Annotated in this window: 12 protein-coding genes; 11 read left to right on the top strand and 1 reads right to left on the bottom strand. The window is 60.8% G+C overall.

The window, feature by feature from the left end; translation table 11 throughout:
* Positions 1-80: 80 nt before the first annotated feature.
* The 6 genes from AB5287_RS04365 (at position 81) to AB5287_RS04390 (ending at position 7,615) form a co-directional block, all read left to right on the top strand.
* Positions 81-338, top strand: a complete 258-nt coding sequence (locus AB5287_RS04365; RefSeq protein WP_007052610.1) for a DUF6725 family protein — start codon at positions 81-83, stop codon at positions 336-338.
* A gap of 34 nt (positions 339-372) precedes the next feature.
* Positions 373-1,440, top strand: a complete 1,068-nt coding sequence (locus AB5287_RS04370) for a tyrosine recombinase XerC (RefSeq protein ID WP_077384342.1) — start codon at positions 373-375, stop codon at positions 1,438-1,440.
* 252 nt (positions 1,441-1,692) lie between these two features.
* The gene (locus tag AB5287_RS04375) at positions 1,693-3,333 is read left to right on the top strand and encodes an ABC transporter substrate-binding protein (protein WP_131209046.1); all 1,641 of its coding nucleotides are present in this window, start codon (positions 1,693-1,695) and stop codon (positions 3,331-3,333) included.
* Positions 3,334-3,633: 300 nt separating this feature from the next.
* The gene (locus AB5287_RS04380) at positions 3,634-4,560 is read left to right on the top strand and encodes an ABC transporter permease (protein ID WP_007052614.1); all 927 of its coding nucleotides are present in this window, start codon (positions 3,634-3,636) and stop codon (positions 4,558-4,560) included.
* 18 nt (positions 4,561-4,578) lie between these two features.
* Positions 4,579-5,583, top strand: a complete 1,005-nt coding sequence (locus AB5287_RS04385; RefSeq protein ID WP_007052615.1) for an ABC transporter permease — start codon at positions 4,579-4,581, stop codon at positions 5,581-5,583.
* 22 nt (positions 5,584-5,605) lie between these two features.
* Entirely contained in the window at positions 5,606-7,615 is a 2,010-nt protein-coding gene (locus AB5287_RS04390; RefSeq protein ID WP_008783117.1) for an ABC transporter ATP-binding protein, read from the top strand.
* A 308-nt stretch (positions 7,616-7,923) separates the two neighbouring features.
* On the opposite strand, the gene AB5287_RS04395 is transcribed toward AB5287_RS04390, so the two are convergent.
* Complete coding sequence (locus tag AB5287_RS04395) at positions 7,924-8,784, bottom strand: exodeoxyribonuclease III (RefSeq protein ID WP_007052617.1); 861 nt, start codon at positions 8,782-8,784, stop codon at positions 7,924-7,926.
* Between the two features lie 124 nt (positions 8,785-8,908).
* Between AB5287_RS04395 and AB5287_RS04400 the strand changes: the two genes are divergently transcribed.
* From AB5287_RS04400 to AB5287_RS04420, 5 genes are all read left to right on the top strand, one after another.
* Positions 8,909-9,763, top strand: a complete 855-nt coding sequence (locus tag AB5287_RS04400) for a DUF3710 domain-containing protein (RefSeq protein WP_368220747.1) — start codon at positions 8,909-8,911, stop codon at positions 9,761-9,763.
* A gap of 15 nt (positions 9,764-9,778) precedes the next feature.
* Entirely contained in the window at positions 9,779-10,537 is a 759-nt protein-coding gene (locus tag AB5287_RS04405; protein ID WP_008783114.1) for a DUF3159 domain-containing protein, read from the top strand.
* A complete protein-coding gene (locus AB5287_RS04410; protein WP_007055251.1) occupies positions 10,527-11,795 on the top strand; it encodes a class I SAM-dependent RNA methyltransferase in 1,269 nt (422 codons plus the stop codon). The genes AB5287_RS04405 and AB5287_RS04410 overlap by 11 nt, the downstream gene beginning before the upstream one ends.
* Positions 11,796-11,806: 11 nt before the next feature.
* A complete protein-coding gene (locus tag AB5287_RS04415; RefSeq protein ID WP_023658436.1) occupies positions 11,807-12,502 on the top strand; it encodes a hypothetical protein in 696 nt (231 codons plus the stop codon).
* A gap of 90 nt (positions 12,503-12,592) precedes the next feature.
* Positions 12,593-15,106: an HAD-IC family P-type ATPase gene (locus AB5287_RS04420; protein ID WP_008783111.1), complete on the top strand. Its 2,514-nt coding sequence runs from the start codon at positions 12,593-12,595 to the stop codon at positions 15,104-15,106.
* The last annotated feature ends 61 nt before the right edge of the window (positions 15,107-15,167 follow it).

Genomic DNA, 15,167 nt, shown 5'->3' on the forward strand with positions numbered 1-15,167 from the left:
AAAGGAGTAAGGTAGTCTGTACCGTTTTTCGGGAAACGCATCGAAGTTGATGCGGTGGATGGTTAAGGGGATGATGACGTATGACGTTACCAAGGCAGATTCCGGCCGGTGCCCGCGTGGTGGTGCGCATCACCGACGGCATTGACCCGGTCGACCACCGTATGAAGTTCCGCGACTATGTGGGGCATGTGGTTTCCTGGGATGGATACACGTTGGAGATGGTGCGTGACGCCGCCGCCAATGGTTCGCGCCCGGCCCAGAACGTGACCATCCATCAGGAACAGATTGCCACATTGAAACCCGTGCCGGAGCGGCGTAACACGCCACCCCGGCCGTAACCCAAGGCCATAAAGAATTCGGAGGAGAACGAGAGTGTCATCTACGCAGTTCGACGGCGATATCGACTCCTTCGTCTCCTATCTGAAGTCCAACCGCGGCCTGTCAGCGAATACGCTCAAAGCGTATCGCGCGGATCTCACGGCATGCCTGCACCTGTTCGAGCTGCGCGGCGTGACCGATCTGAACGAGATCACGCTGGATGATCTGCGCAGCTGGATGGCGGTGGAATCGCGCGATCACGCCCGCAGCAGCATGGCCCGCAAAACCGTGGCCGTGCGCGGGTTCTTCGCGTGGGCCTATGAGCATGGGCTGACCACCACCGACCCGGCCGCCACACTGATGACTCCCTCGATTCCCAGCACGCTGCCCGCGGTGCTCACCGAATCCCAGGCCGAGCAATTATTGGATGTCGCTGAACATGCCGTTGCAACAAACCAGTACAAGGACGATGGGGGAGCGGCAGCCGCGCCCGGCAGCGGCAAGGCAGCTGGCAAGACAGCTGATAAGTCGGCCGATACCGTAAACCGCAGTGAGGCACCCGCCCGTGCAGACAAGCGCGACAACGCCCGAGTCACCGCCGAATCGCAGCGCAACGCCGCGATTCTCGAACTGCTGTATGCCACCGGCATCCGTGTCGCCGAACTGGTGTCGATGGATATCGCCGACATCGACTTCTCCAATCGCACCATCAAAGTCACCGGCAAAGGCAACAAGCAACGCGTGGTGCCGTTCGGACTACCCGCCCAGCGTGCGCTGGAGACTTGGCTGGAACAGGGGCGGCCGGTACTGGCCCGTACGGCAACGGATGCAGTCAAGTCCCGTGCTGCCAACGCCCTGTTCCTCGGCGCACGAGGCGGCCGTATCGACCAACGCATGGCCCGTGACATCGTGCACAGAGCGGCCCGAGAGGCCGGAGTGCCGGATATCAGTCCCCACGCCTTGCGGCATTCCGCGGCCACGCACATGCTGGATGGCGGCGCCGATTTGAGGGAGGTGCAGGAGATGCTCGGGCATTCCTCCTTGAAAACTACACAACGCTATACGCACGTCTCCATCGAGCAGCTCAAGAACCGTTACGGACAGGCCTTTCCGCGGGCATGACCACTATGTGGACATTGGTTAACAAACTCAGCAAAGACTGAACCTAGCCGGCAAGAACCCCTGAATTTTACATGGGTGTAACAAAAAATACACTGCTTGTCTCCCAAGTGCGCAAAAATGACAGGTAACAGCAACGGGGTTGGGTGTCCGAAGCGGCGGGAAGCGTAAGTGTCCCGACGATGAGGAAATCCGACCCCGTTCGCATGAGGCGAGGCTGAAACGCTTCGCAACCTAATGAATAGGAGAAAACATATGAAGAAGAAAGCTCTTGCTTTCGCTGCCATGGCTTGCTCCGTGGCCATGCTGCTGAGCGCCTGCGGCGGCTCCAACAGCAACGCTGCCTCCGGTGACACCGCTGGCTCCAACATCATCACTGCGTACAACTCCGAACCGCAGAACCCGCTGATCCCGGGCAACACCAACGAAACCGGCGGCGGCAAGCCGGTCGACCTGCTGTTCTCCCGTCTGGTCTCCTTCGACAAGGACGGCAAGGCTTCCAACGAAGTGGCCGAGTCCATCACCCCGAACGATGACGCCACCCAGTACACCATCAAGATCAAGTCCGGCTGGAAGTTCACCGACGGCACTCCGGTGACCGCCGAGTCCTTCACCAAGGCCTGGTCCTACGTGGCCAACGCCAAGAACGCCCAGAAGTGCTCCTCCTTCTTCTCCGCCATCGCCGGCTATGACGATCTGCAGAAGGATGGCCTCAAGGGTGACGAGCAGCTCTCCGGCCTCAAGGTCGTGGACGACACCACCTTCACCGTCGACCTGAACCAGTCCGACTCCGTGTTCCCGATTAAGGTCGGCTACTCGGCCTTCGCCCCGCTGCCTGAGTCCTTCTACAAGGACCCGAAGGCCTTCGGCGAGGCTCCTGTGGGCAACGGCCCGTACAAGTTCTCCAAGTGGGACCACAACAAGGAAATCGCCCTCGTCAAGAACCCTGACTACAAGGGCAACGAGGACGTCAAGAACGATGGCGTGACCTTCAAGGTCTACACCGACGACTCCGCCGCCTACCGCGACATTCAGGCCGGCAACCTCGACGTGATGGAGTCCGTCCCGGCCGCCTTCACCAAGACCTTCAAGACCGACAAGAAGGTCCAGGCTTACTCCGAGGCCGGCTCCGTCATCCAGACCTTCACCATCCCGTCCTCCCTTGACCACTTCAAGAACGACGAGGAAGGCCAGCTGCGTCGCCAGGCCATCTCCATGGCCCTCAACCGTGACCAGCTCATCGACAAGGTGCTCAACGGCAACGCCACCGCCGCCACCGAGTTCACCTCCCCGAAGACCCCGGGCTACTCTGACTCCCTCAAGGGTGCCGACAACCTGAAGTTCAACGCCTCCAAGGCCAAGGAACTGTGGGCCAAGGCTGACGCCATCTCCAAGTACGACGGCCAGCTCACCTTCTCCTACAACGCCGATGGTGGTGCCAAGCCGCTTTACGACGCCGTCGTGAACCAGCTCAAGAACAACTTGGGCATCGACGCGGCCACCAACCCGATCCCGACCTTCCAGGAATTCCGTGACGCGGTCACCAACCGTCAGATGAAGGGCGCCTTCCGTACCGGCTGGCAGCCTGACTACCCGTCCGCCGAGAACTACCTGTGGCAGCTGTACTCCACCGCTGCTGCTGATGGCAACGGCTCCAACGATGGTGACTACAAGAGCCCGGCCTTCGATGACCTGTGCAAGCAGGCTGCTGCCGCTTCCAGCACTGATGACGCCAACAAGCTGTACCAGCAGGCTGAGGAAATCCTCCTCAACGACCTTCCGGCCATCCCGCTGTACTACTCCAACGCCTCCGGTGTGGCTTCCCTCAACGTGAAGTCCGGCTACGCCTTCGATTGGCAGAACCTCCCGACCTACACCGAGATGTCCAAGAAGTGAGTCTGACTCACTGAACGGATACCGCTAGGTAGTTCGGAAATAAAGGGCGAGGATCGCAAGATCCCCGCCCTTTTTGTTGTGTGCGGGGTGCTTGCTCACGCCATCGGGAACCAAGTTAAAGTATCCACTATCCGACCGCAACCATGGACATATCCACCAGCATTGCCCAATCTCAAACCTTGCGTTAACGCAAATTTACATATCACAGTCCGGGCATGCGGTAAACTGTCGGAGTATTTATCGACCGGCGGGGGCGTACTATACCCTTTCTGGCCGGTCTAGGAAATAAGGAGCAACCGTATGGGTAAGTATCTTCTGCGACGCATTCTGCAGATGATTCCCGTGGTTCTCGGTACGACTCTTCTGGTATATGCCCTTGTATTCGCCCTGCCGGGCGACCCCGTCAAGGCCATGTTCGGAGACAAGCCTGTCAATGAGGCCGTCGCAGCCCAGATCCGCGCAGAATACCATCTCGACCAGCCGTTCATCGTTCAGTACTTCATCTACCTGAAGAATGCACTGACCCTGAACTTCGGCGATACCTTCGCCGGCCAGCCCGTTCTCGACGAAATCACCCGCGCCTTCCCGGTCACCATCAGGCTCGGCTTGATGGCGTTCGTGTTCGAGGCGATTTTCGGTGTGGTCTTCGGCATTATCTCGGGCCTCAAGAAGGGCAAGTGGTACGACACCGTCATCCTGATCGTCTCTCTGCTGCTTATTTCCGTGCCGACCTTCGTCACCGGCTTCGTCATGCAATATGTCTTTGGTATTCAGTGGGCGATATTGCCGGTGACGGCAGGCGCCGACCCCGGCTTCCTTGATCTGCTCATGCCGGCCATGGTGCTCGGTTCGGTGTCGATGGCCTATATCATCCGACTGACCCGCTCCGAAATCTCCTCCAACATCGCCGAGGATTACGTGCGCACCGCACGCGCCAAGGGCATGTCGAACGGTCAGGTCATGCTGCGCCACGTGCTGCGTAACTCCCTGATTCCAGTCGTCACCTACCTCGGCCAGGACATCGGTGCCCTGATGGGTGGTGCCATGATCACCGAGCAGATCTTCAACATCCACGGCATCGGCTTCCTCACCTACCAGTCCATTCTGAAGGGCGAGGCAAACCTGGTGGTGTCCATCGTCACGTTGCTCATGCTGATTTTCGTAGTGTGCAACCTCGTTGTCGACATGCTGTACGCGGCCCTCGATCCGCGTATCCGTTACGCGTGATAGGGAGGAGTGAGTCACATGGCAAACGAAACCACTGAAAACGAGCTCAACCAGACCGGCGAGCCAGGAACCGAATACTTCATGGAAACCCTGCCCGGTCAGGACCGTTACGTAGCTCCTCTCGACGAGACCCCGTTGCAGGACGTCGATTCCGTCGACGAATCCGCACCGGCCACCAGCATGTGGGCCGACGCATGGCGAACCCTGCGCCGCAACCCGTTGTTCATCATCTCCGGCTTGCTGATCCTGTTCATCATCGTGGTGGCCATCGCCCCCGGTCTGTTCACCAAGCAGGATCCGAACGCCTGCGATCTGGGCAACTCCTTGAGCCCCGCCTCCGCCGGACACCCCTTCGGCTACGACCTGCAGGGCTGCGACGTGTACACCCGCGTGGTCTACGGCACCCGTACCTCACTGTCCGTCGGCGTGCTCTCCACGCTGCTGGTCGTGATTGTCGGTACCCTGATCGGTGCCGTCGCCGGCTTCTTCGGCGGTTGGGTCGACGCGGTGCTGAGCCGTATCACCGACATCTTCTTCGCGCTGCCTATGCTGCTTGGCGCCATCGTGGTGCTTCAGATGTTCAAGACCTCCAAGTCCATCTGGAAGATCGTGCTGGTGCTGACGCTCTTCGGCTGGGTCGGCGTATGCCGTATCGCCCGAAGCGCCGTGCTGGAATCGAAGAACCTCGAATTCAACACCGCTTCCACGGCCCTCGGCTCCACGCCTGCCAGAAACCTGTTCCGTCACATCCTGCCGAACTCCCTGGCCCCGATCATCGTCATCGCCACCACTTCGCTGGCCTCCTACATCGTGGCCGAAGCAACCCTAAGCTTCCTTGGCGTCGGCCTGCCGACCACCACGGTGAGCTGGGGTGGCGATATCTCCAGCGCACAGACCAACCTGCAGACTGATCCGCTGGTGCTGTTCTACCCGTCCGCCGCACTGGCCATCACCGTGCTTGCGTTCATCATGATGGGCGACGCCGTCAAGGACGCCCTCGATCCGAAGAGCCGTACGGCCTGAGCGAGGGGAGTGGAGAAACATTATGACTGACAACACCAACGCCAAGATGCTGGCTATGCAGAAAGAGCATGGTCCGCTGCTCGAGGTCAAGGATCTGGCCATCGACTTCACCACTGACACCGGCAAGCCGGTGCACGCGGTGCGCGATGCCAACTTCACCGTCTACCCTGGCCAGTGGGTGGCCATCGTGGGCGAGTCCGGTTCCGGCAAGTCCACCTCCGCCATGGCCGTGCTGGGTCTGCTGCCCGGCACCGGTCACGTGGTCAACGGCTCCATCAAGCTCGACGGCGAGGAAATCGCCGGCGCCAAGCAGAGCGAGTTCGACAAGCTGCGCGGCACCAAGATGGGTCTCGTGCCTCAGGACCCGATGAGCAACCTCAACCCGGTGTGGCGTATCGGCACCCAGGTCAAGGAAGCACTGAAGGCCAACAACATGGACGTGGCTCACGAAAAGCGCTCCGCCCTTGCCAAGGCTCTGGCCGGCGACGAGGTCGAAGTCAAGGGCAACGACGACGAGACCTTCCTCGGAGCCAAGGAACTGCCCGAGCTCATGACCGAGGCCAAGAAGGCTTTGACCGAAGCCGGCGTGTCCGGCGAGGCCTTCGACAAGGCCGTCGCCCGCTTCACCAACGAATGGGTTCCGGGCTCCGAAACCCGTTGGCGCGTGGCCGACGACCTCATCAAGGCCGGCGTGGCCGACGACCAGGCCTGGTATCTGGCTAAGAAGTACGTCACCGGCTCCACAATGGATGACCGTATCGCGGGTCTGCTGTCCGAGGCCGGTCTGCCCGACGCCGCTACCCGTGCCCGTCAGTTCCCGCACGAGTTCTCCGGTGGTATGCGCCAGCGCGCGCTCATCGCCATCGGCTTGGCCTGCCGCCCCGATCTGCTGATCGCCGACGAGCCGACCTCCGCCCTCGACGTGACCGTGCAGAAGCGCATCCTCGACCACCTGCACATGCTCACCGACTCGTTGGGCACCGCCGTGCTGTTCATCACCCACGATCTGGGCCTTGCCGCTGAGCGCGCCCAGCACATTGTCGTGATGTACAAGGGTCAGGTCGTCGAATCCGGCCCATCCCTTGAAGTGCTCCAGCACCCGCAGCACCCGTACACCAAGCGACTGGTGGCCGCTGCCCCGTCGCTGGCCTCCCAGCGCATCATCTCCGCCAAGGAGCGTGGTGAGGATGCGGACGCTCTGCTCGATCACCACATCGCCGGCGAAAGCACGCTCGAAAAGAGCGAGCACATCATCACCGTCGACCACCTGACCAAGGAATTCAAGCTGCCCCGCAAGAAGGAGATGTTCAAGGCCGTCGATGACGTGTCCTTCTCCGTCAAGCGCGGCACCACACTGGCCATTGTGGGCGAATCCGGTTCCGGCAAGTCCACCGTGGCGAACATGGTGCTTCACCTCCTGAAGCCCACCTCCGGCAAAGTGTTCTATGAAGGTCGCGACACCTCCACGTTCAAGTCCAAGGACCTTCTGGGCTTCCGCCGCCACGTGCAGCCGGTGTTCCAGAACCCCTACGGTTCGCTCGACCCGATGTACTCCATCTTCCGTTCCATTGAGGAGCCGCTGCGCATCCACAAGATCGGCGACAAGAAGTGGCGTGCCAACCGTGTCAAGGAACTGCTGGACATGGTCGAGATGCCGGCTTCCGTGATGGGCCGTTACCCGAACGAGCTCTCTGGTGGCCAGCGCCAGCGCATCGCCATCGCACGAGCCATGGCTCTGGACCCGGACGTCATCGTGTGCGATGAGGCCGTGTCCGCTTTGGACGTGCTGGTGCAGGACCAGGTGTTGCGCCTGCTCAACGATCTGCAGGCCGAAAAGGGCCTGAGCTACCTGTTCATCACCCACGATCTGGCCGTAGTCCGCCAGATCGCCGACGAGGTTGTGGTGATGCAGCACGGCAAGCTCGTGGAGCATGCCACCACCGACGAGGTCTTCGACCACCCGCAGAAGCAGTACACCCGAGACCTGCTCGACGCCATCCCCGGCGGCAAGCTCCAACTCGGTCTGGACTGATAATCTGCGTTTGAGCGCATTGTATTGGGTTCTTTCCATCCGTGGAAAGAACCCAATATTCGTATGCGCAGGTTTGCATGATGGTTCGCGTGGGACGAAAGGCAAAAATTGGTGTTTTCCCGATGTTGTCCCACAAATTGTGGGACAACATCAACATCAATCGATGGACATGAATGTTGTCCCACAGCAGATTTCTCACGAAGTCCGGAATTACGCCATTCTTAGTGTGGTCGATAATTACTCATGCTGTGGGGTGTGGGACGGCCCGCGAAAATCGTCGATTTTCGGATGTTGTCCCACGGAATACGTCATACCTCGTATGTGATCGTGAGTGGGGCGTGATCGGACCAGCGTTTGTCATACGTGGGAGCCTTGTCGATGACGAATCCGCGTGCGGTCTCCGCCAACTCGGGCGTGGCGAACTGGTAGTCGATTCTCCAGCCGACATTGTTGTCGAAAGCGCGCCCTCGCTGGCTCCACCAGGTGTATGGCCCCTGAATGTCGCCGGCCAACGAACGCATCACATCCACGAACTCGTATTCGTCCAGCCATTTGTCCACGTAGGCACGTTCTTCGGGCAGAAATCCGGCGTGCTTCTCATTGGCCTTGGCGTTCTTGATATCAAGCGGCGTGTGCGCGATGTTGAAATCGCCGCAGAGCACGGCCTGTTTGCCGCCATGCGCAGCCTCGTCCCGCAACGCGCCCATGCGCTTCAGCATCGTGTCCAGAAAACGGTACTTCTGTTCCATTTTGGTCGGATAATCGGTGTTGCCAGCATGCACATATACGGATGCCACGGTGATCGCGTAGCCCTCAGGCGTTTTGACATCGGTTTCGATCCAACGCCCTGAATCCACATCCTCGCTCAGACCTGGCAGCCCATATCGCTTGTCAAGCACTTCCAAGTCGGTGAGCAGTCCGACTCCCGCGCGGCCTTTCACCCGGCAGACCTCGTTCATGGCATGGAGGTTGGCCGGTGCCTCGATCTTGCCGGCGGTGGCGTATTCGAAACCAAATTCATCGAAAATAGAATCGACATCGTCTTGAGGCGCGCGAACCTCCTGTATGCACCAGACATCCGGCGCATGCTTGCCGGCCCAATCCTCGATGCCCTTGCGCTTGGCCGCACGAATGCCGTTGACGTTAGACGTGGTAATGGTGATGGTCATGCGGCCATACTATTTTGGCCTCCCTACGAATCGAACCGGACATCGGCGGCCGCGATGCTCAGCTTTCTCTAAGCCTGAGTGCTAGTGTTAGCAAGGTTGCAACCGTTACATGAAACGAGGAATTATGGGACTGTTCGGATTCGGCAAGAAGAAGAGCAAGAAGGAAGCCGAGCCGGCCGTTGAGCCTGTCGATGAGGACAAGGTGGCCGCCGAGGCCGCAAACGCCGCAGCAAAGGCGGAAAGCGCTGAAACCGTATTGGCGGAACCATCCAGCGAATACCAGGGCCGCGGAGAAGAGCGAGGCCCGTGGGACGTCAACGATGAGGACGTGCCCGATTATGACGATTATCTGGATCTCGGCGCCTACTACCTGCCCTTCCTCCAGGGCATCCAGCTGCGCATCAAGGCCAACCGCGCCATCCAGCAAGTGCTTGGCTCCACCATCACCTTCGGCTCCTCCAGCCTGGAGATCGAAGCCTTTGCCGCACCCAAGACCCTGGGACTGTGGGATGACGTTCGCGGTGACCTGCTTGAAGCCAACAAGGCCGCTTCTGAAGTGGACGGTGTGTTCGGCACCGAACTGAAGCTGCCGGTCAATGTCAAGGGCGGCAAGACCGTGAACACGCGCATCGTTGGTGTGGACGGCCCGCGCTGGATGCTGCGTGGCATCTTCTCCGGCAAGGCTGCTATCGATCCGGACAGCCCGGAGACCGAGGCGCTGAACAAGTTCTTCGCCGGCATCGTCGTCGAGCGTGGTGAGGAGCCTTTGGCGCCGCGCGATCTGATCCCGATACATCCGCCGGTCGCCCCCGCTGAGCGTAAGGCCGCCAAGGCCGCGGCCGAAGCCGGCGAGGCGAACGGCAAGGAACACTTCAAGGACATTCCGGACAACAAGCCGAAGGGCCCGTTGAGCCAGGACCAGCAGACCGAAGTGAAGACCACGCTGTCTCGCGGCCCGATGTTCTCCGAAGTTCGCTGATTTATAGGAAGAGACTTGGCAGACAACAAACGCACCGGCCTGTCCGCTCTAGCCGACGCCGGCAATGAAGGCGAGGATTTCTCCGTCATCGACGCCATCGGTGGCCCGCGTGGCGTCATCGAATCCATGCTGCCTGGCGTGGTGTTCGTCGTACTGTTCGTGGCCACGAGCAATCTGAATCTCACCATTGCGGTTTCGGCCGTGTTGGCGGTATTGCAGGTTATTGTGCGACTGATTCAGCGCCAGTCGGTAATGGGCGCGGTCTCTGGTCTGGTGGCGGTAGGCATCTGCCTGATTTGGGCATGGCAGACTCATGAGGCCCGCAATTACTACATCTTCGGATTCATTACCAATGCTGGCTATGCCGCGTTGCTTGCCGTGTCGCTGATTGCGCGCGTGCCCGGACTGGGTTTGGTCGTCGAATTCATCCGTAGCCTGCCCACCGAGCATTTCAAGGCATGGTTCCATGACTGGATGGACGACAAGGCCCTGAAACGCGCCTATATGATTGTCACCGGCCTGTGGGTCGGTCTGTTCCTGCTGCGGCTGGTGGTGCAGGTGCCGCTGTATCTGACCAACCATGTAGCTGCACTCGGCGTGACCCGCCTGCTCATGGGCATTCCGTTCTGGGCATTGGCGATTTGGGTGAGTTACCTCATTATTGCCACGCCGATGCACCGGCATAAGGTCGCGGCTAGGAAGATACAGACTGAAGTCGCTGTTGATGCCGAACTCGAACCGAGCGCAACCGGAAAGGACGATGATGCAAGCTGAAGTTCGTATCGAACGATACGCCGACCAAGGCCGCTGCGTGGCCCATATCGACGGTCGTGTGGTGTTCGTCCGCTTCGCCTTGCCCGACGAACTCGTGCGAGTCGAACTTGACGAGCCCCACGACCGGGACGACCGGTTCTGGACCGGCGAAGTCGTCGAGGTTCTCGAGCCGTCCGAAGACCGAGTCACCCCGGCATGGCCACTTGCCGGTCCCTTGGCGATGGGCGGGGGAGTGGGCGGCGCGGATCTCGTGCACGTCTCTTTGCCCGGCCAGCTCAAGTGGAAGGCCATCACCGTCTCCGAACAGATGAGCCGACTCGGCCATATCGACGTGGCCGTTCCCATCGAGCGCATGCCCGGCGACAAGGCAGCCGGCGGCCTCAATTGGCGTACCCGCATCGAAATGATTGCCGACGACAACGGCATGCCATCCATGCGCCGGCGCGGCACACACAACCGCGTGGCCATCGACACCATGCCGCTTGCCACGCGCACGCTGCTGGACGTCGCCAAGCGCGAACACGTGTGGGAAGGCGGCTTTGAACCCGGCTCCCAGATTCGTCTTTCCGTGCCCGAACCGCGCGGCGAGATCGTCGATACCGCGGCAGCAGACGACAATTACGCCGTACTTGTGGACGGCGAACTGCGCGCCGGCTCCCAGCTGCTCACCGAACAGGTGACCATCAACGGCACGACCTTCGACTATCAGGTTGACGCCAACGGTTTCTGGCAAGTGCATCGCCAAGCGCCGATCGCCCTCGGTACGCACGTGATCAACCTGGTCAACGGGCAGCTGCAGTCAGCGGCGGACGCCGTAATCTGGGATTTGTATTCCGGTTCCGGCCTGTTCACCCTGCCGCTGGCCACAATGACCGGTGAACGCACCCGCATGCTCAGCGTTGAAGGCGCGCGTGTGGCCGTCAAGAACGCCCAGCGCAATCTGCGCGCCATGAACCTGAACGACGTGGACGCCCGCGCGGGTGACGTCTCGCGCACGCTGGACCATGTGCCGGCGCATCTGGCCAAGCCGAATGTCGTAGTGCTTGATCCGCCGCGTGCCGGTGCTCGTGCCAAGGTCTGCCGCCAGATTGCCGCGGCCGGCGCATCCAGCGTGGTCTACATCGCCTGTGATCCCACCAGCCTCGCACGCGACACCGCGACACTCATCGGCGAAGGCTACGAGCTCAAAGACATCCGTGCCTTCGATATCTACCCGATGACCCACCATGTTGAGACGGTGGCCCTGTTTACCCGCTGACAGGTGAGCATATGACACGACGAATTCTCGGATTGCTGGCCTGCATGGCGGCTGTGTTGTCCCTGGCCGCCTGCACGCCGGCCGGTAGGGCGGTCGGCGATACCCAAGACAGCATGCCGGAAGTCGCCCACGATTCCACACATCCCACGGATGTCACAGTCGGCTTTGTGGGGTCGACTGACACCGCCGCAGACGAGTTCGTCATCAATGCGCTGTCTGATGACAAACTCAATGTCTACTATGCCTCGCTCGAAACATCCGCAAGCTCGGCAAACGCAACTGATGGTGTATCCGGTGAAACCGAATCTTCTGACGCCGGCACTACCAGCGAAAACGGTGCCGATAGTATGGATGCTCATACTGGCGTCGACAAGAATGCGGTCACCGCACAGCAGGGTGTTGCCGATTTCGTAGCTCGCGCGGTCAAAATCGTGGTTATCAGCGGCATCGACGTTACCGACGCCAACCGGGAGAGCTGGAACCAGACGTTGACCAATGCGCGTGAAGCCGGTATTCCAGTCGCTCTCATTGATCCAAAGCATGCGCCCGAAGATGAACTGCTGTACGCCGTCATCCTTCACCTCAACACCAACAGTGCCGATTCTGGCGACACTGCCGATACCAAGCCAATGACTATTACTGACGCCGTGCTCACCATCACGCGCGACGAACCCCACGAACGCGAGATCAAAGTCACCGTTTCCTGAGCCGAATCAGGCCCTTGAAGCTGAGAAAGCACCCTGAATCATCCCTGAGCCTTAGCGGATTGCGAAACAAGACGCGGTAGGCTGGAGAATATGAGTGCAACAACAGCCGTGGAAATGCCTGAGATCGGAGCGACCGGTCTTACCCCCAAAGAAGTGGTGCAGCGTATCGAAAGTGGCCAATCGAATGCGGTGAAAACATCCACCTCGCGTTCGGTTCAAGATATCGTGCGAGCCAACGTATTCACGCTGTTCAACGGCATCATCTTCGCCGCGATGGTACTGGTGCTGATCACCGGTTCCTGGAGGGACGCGGTGTTCGGTTTCGTCATCATCATCAACACGGGCATCGGCATCGTCACCGAACTCAGGGCCAAGCGCACGCTGGACAGGCTTTCCATCCTTGTGGCCTCCGAATTCCTCGTGCATCGTGACGGCAGGGACGTGGAGGTGCCCCACAACGAGATCGTGCTCGACGACCTGCTGTGGATCCGTGCCGGCGAACAGGTGCCGGCCGACGGGCAGATCATCCAGACCTGGGGACTGGAGCTTGACGAGTCCATGCTCACCGGCGAATCGCGTACCGTGCGCCACAAGGTGGGGGAGCAGGTGTATTCCGGCGCCACCGCGGTCTCCGGCATGGCATTGGTCAAGGTCAATGCGGTCGGCAGCCATTCCTACGCCGCCACGCTCACCGCGCAGGCCAAGGTATACAAGAAAACCGTGTCCGACCTGAACAAGGGCATCAACACGATTCTGAAATTCATGACCTTCCTCGTGGTACCGCTGTGCATTCTGCTGATTCTTTCGCAGATTCATACGGTCGGCGGTTGGGGCACGGCACTCTCCACCGGCGAATGGCGGCAAGCCGTGGTTTCCGCGGTCGCCGGCGTAGTAGGCATGATTCCCGAAGGCTTGGTGCTGCTGACTTCGCTGAACTTCGCGGTGGCCGCCATGCGTCTCGCCCGTCACAATACGCTGGTGCAGGAGCTTGAATCCGTGGAGACACTGGCTCGCGTGGACGCGCTGAACCTCGATAAAACCGGCACGATCACCGATGGCGGTATCGCCTTCAACCGGCTCGTGATGCTCGATTCCGCCAATGCGGCTGCGGAACAGGCAGCCACGCAGGCCCTCTACGACTGCTGCAACGAAGAGCAGCCCAACGGCACCGGCCAAGCCGTACTCGCCGGGCTCAAGGCCCAAGGATATGGGGCAGGTGCGGTTGAGTCTCGTGTCCCGTTCTCTTCGGCGCGCAAATGGAGTGCGGTGCGTAAATCCGGCGAGACCTGGTACATGGGAGCGCCGGAGGTGATTATTTCTGCGCTTGAGGGTGACTATTCGTCGGTGTTGCAGCAGGTTAACGAGTATGCCAATGACGGCAACCGTGTGTTGCTGGTTGCGCGGTCTACAGCTCCCCTCTCCGAGGGGAGCTGTCGCCAAAAGCGACTGAGGGGAGCAGTTGAGGGAGCCAATGTCTCGGACGGCCGGCAACTGGATGTGCAGGCTGAGCCGGTGGCGTTGGTGTTGTGCTCTGAGAAGATTCGCGAGGACGCCGAGCGGACGCTCGCTTGGTTCCGTGAGCAGGGTGTGCGCTGTCGTGTGATTTCCGGTGACAATCCAGTGACCGTGGGTGCCATCGCCCGCAGAGTGAAACTGACAGGCGACCATGAGCCGGTGGCGATGGACGCGCGCGAACTGCCCGAGGACGTGAACGAACTGGCCCGCGTGCTCGAAAACGTCGATGTGCTCGGCCGCGTGCTGCCTGACCAGAAGAAGGCCATCGTGCAGGCGTTGCACACGCAGAACCACGTGGTTGCCATGACCGGCGACGGCGTCAACGACGCGCTCGCCATCAAGGAGGCGGACCTCGGCATCGCCATGGGCAATGCGGCGCCCGCCACCAAGGCCGTGGCCCAGGTGGTGCTGGTGGATTCGAAGTTCTCGCACCTGCCGGACGTCGTGGCGCGGGGCCGTCAGGTCATGGCCAATATGGAGCGCGTGGCCAGCCTGTTCCTCGTCAAAACCGTGTACTCCGCGCTGATCTCGCTCGGCGTAGTGCTGACGCAAATCCCATACCCATACCTGCCGCGCCATATCACGTATATCGGCGCTCTCACCATCGGCATGCCCGCGTTCATTCTGGCGCTCGCGCCGAACACGCGCCGCTATATTCCGGGATTCCTCAAGCGCGTGGTCACGTTCGCGCTGCCGGGCGGCATCGCCACCGCGCTGTCGGTGCTGCTGGCCGCTTGGGTGCTGCCGCCGGTCATGGGCTGGAACGTGACCGGCGATGCCGCGGACCTGTCCGCCCTGCGCGCCACCAGCGCCATCATCCTGTTCGCGATGGGCGTGTTCGTGCTGGCCCGCGTGGCCAGACCACTCAACGGTTGGCGTGGCGTGCTGGTGGCGGTGTTCGCGGCGGCGGGCGTAATCGGCGCGTTCGTCCCGTTCGTGGCGAACTTCTTCGCCCTGATTCTGCCGACCGGCGCCACGATGGTGGCCACGCTGATCGCGTTGGCCGGTTCCGCGCTGATCTTCGCGCTGTGCCTGTGGCTGGCGCCGCTCGTGCGCGGACTGACGGGCAAGCTCTCGCGTCGGCATTGAGACGGCGGCGCGATTGTCTCATACTTCAAGCCGACACGCCAGAGCCTCGGTAACGTGCCCG

Source organism: Bifidobacterium sp. RTP21102st3_E2_RTP21102_210122, assembly GCF_040916945.1.
Taxonomy (GTDB): Bacteria; Actinomycetota; Actinomycetes; order Actinomycetales; family Bifidobacteriaceae; genus Bifidobacterium; species Bifidobacterium longum.

Coding starts and splice junctions, on each gene's coding strand:
- AB5287_RS04365 (WP_007052610.1), top strand. CDS start 81: ATGACGTTACCAAGGCAGATTCCGGCCGGTGCCCGCGTGGTGGTGCGC.
- AB5287_RS04375 (WP_131209046.1), top strand. CDS start 1,693: ATGAAGAAGAAAGCTCTTGCTTTCGCTGCCATGGCTTGCTCCGTGGCC.
- AB5287_RS04380 (WP_007052614.1), top strand. CDS start 3,634: ATGGGTAAGTATCTTCTGCGACGCATTCTGCAGATGATTCCCGTGGTT.
- AB5287_RS04385 (WP_007052615.1), top strand. CDS start 4,579: ATGGCAAACGAAACCACTGAAAACGAGCTCAACCAGACCGGCGAGCCA.
- AB5287_RS04390 (WP_008783117.1), top strand. CDS start 5,606: ATGACTGACAACACCAACGCCAAGATGCTGGCTATGCAGAAAGAGCAT.
- AB5287_RS04395 (WP_007052617.1), bottom strand. CDS start 8,784: ATGACCATCACCATTACCACGTCTAACGTCAACGGCATTCGTGCGGCC.
- AB5287_RS04400 (WP_368220747.1), top strand. CDS start 8,909: ATGGGACTGTTCGGATTCGGCAAGAAGAAGAGCAAGAAGGAAGCCGAG.
- AB5287_RS04410 (WP_007055251.1), top strand. CDS start 10,527: ATGCAAGCTGAAGTTCGTATCGAACGATACGCCGACCAAGGCCGCTGC.
- AB5287_RS04415 (WP_023658436.1), top strand. CDS start 11,807: ATGACACGACGAATTCTCGGATTGCTGGCCTGCATGGCGGCTGTGTTG.
- AB5287_RS04420 (WP_008783111.1), top strand. CDS start 12,593: ATGAGTGCAACAACAGCCGTGGAAATGCCTGAGATCGGAGCGACCGGT.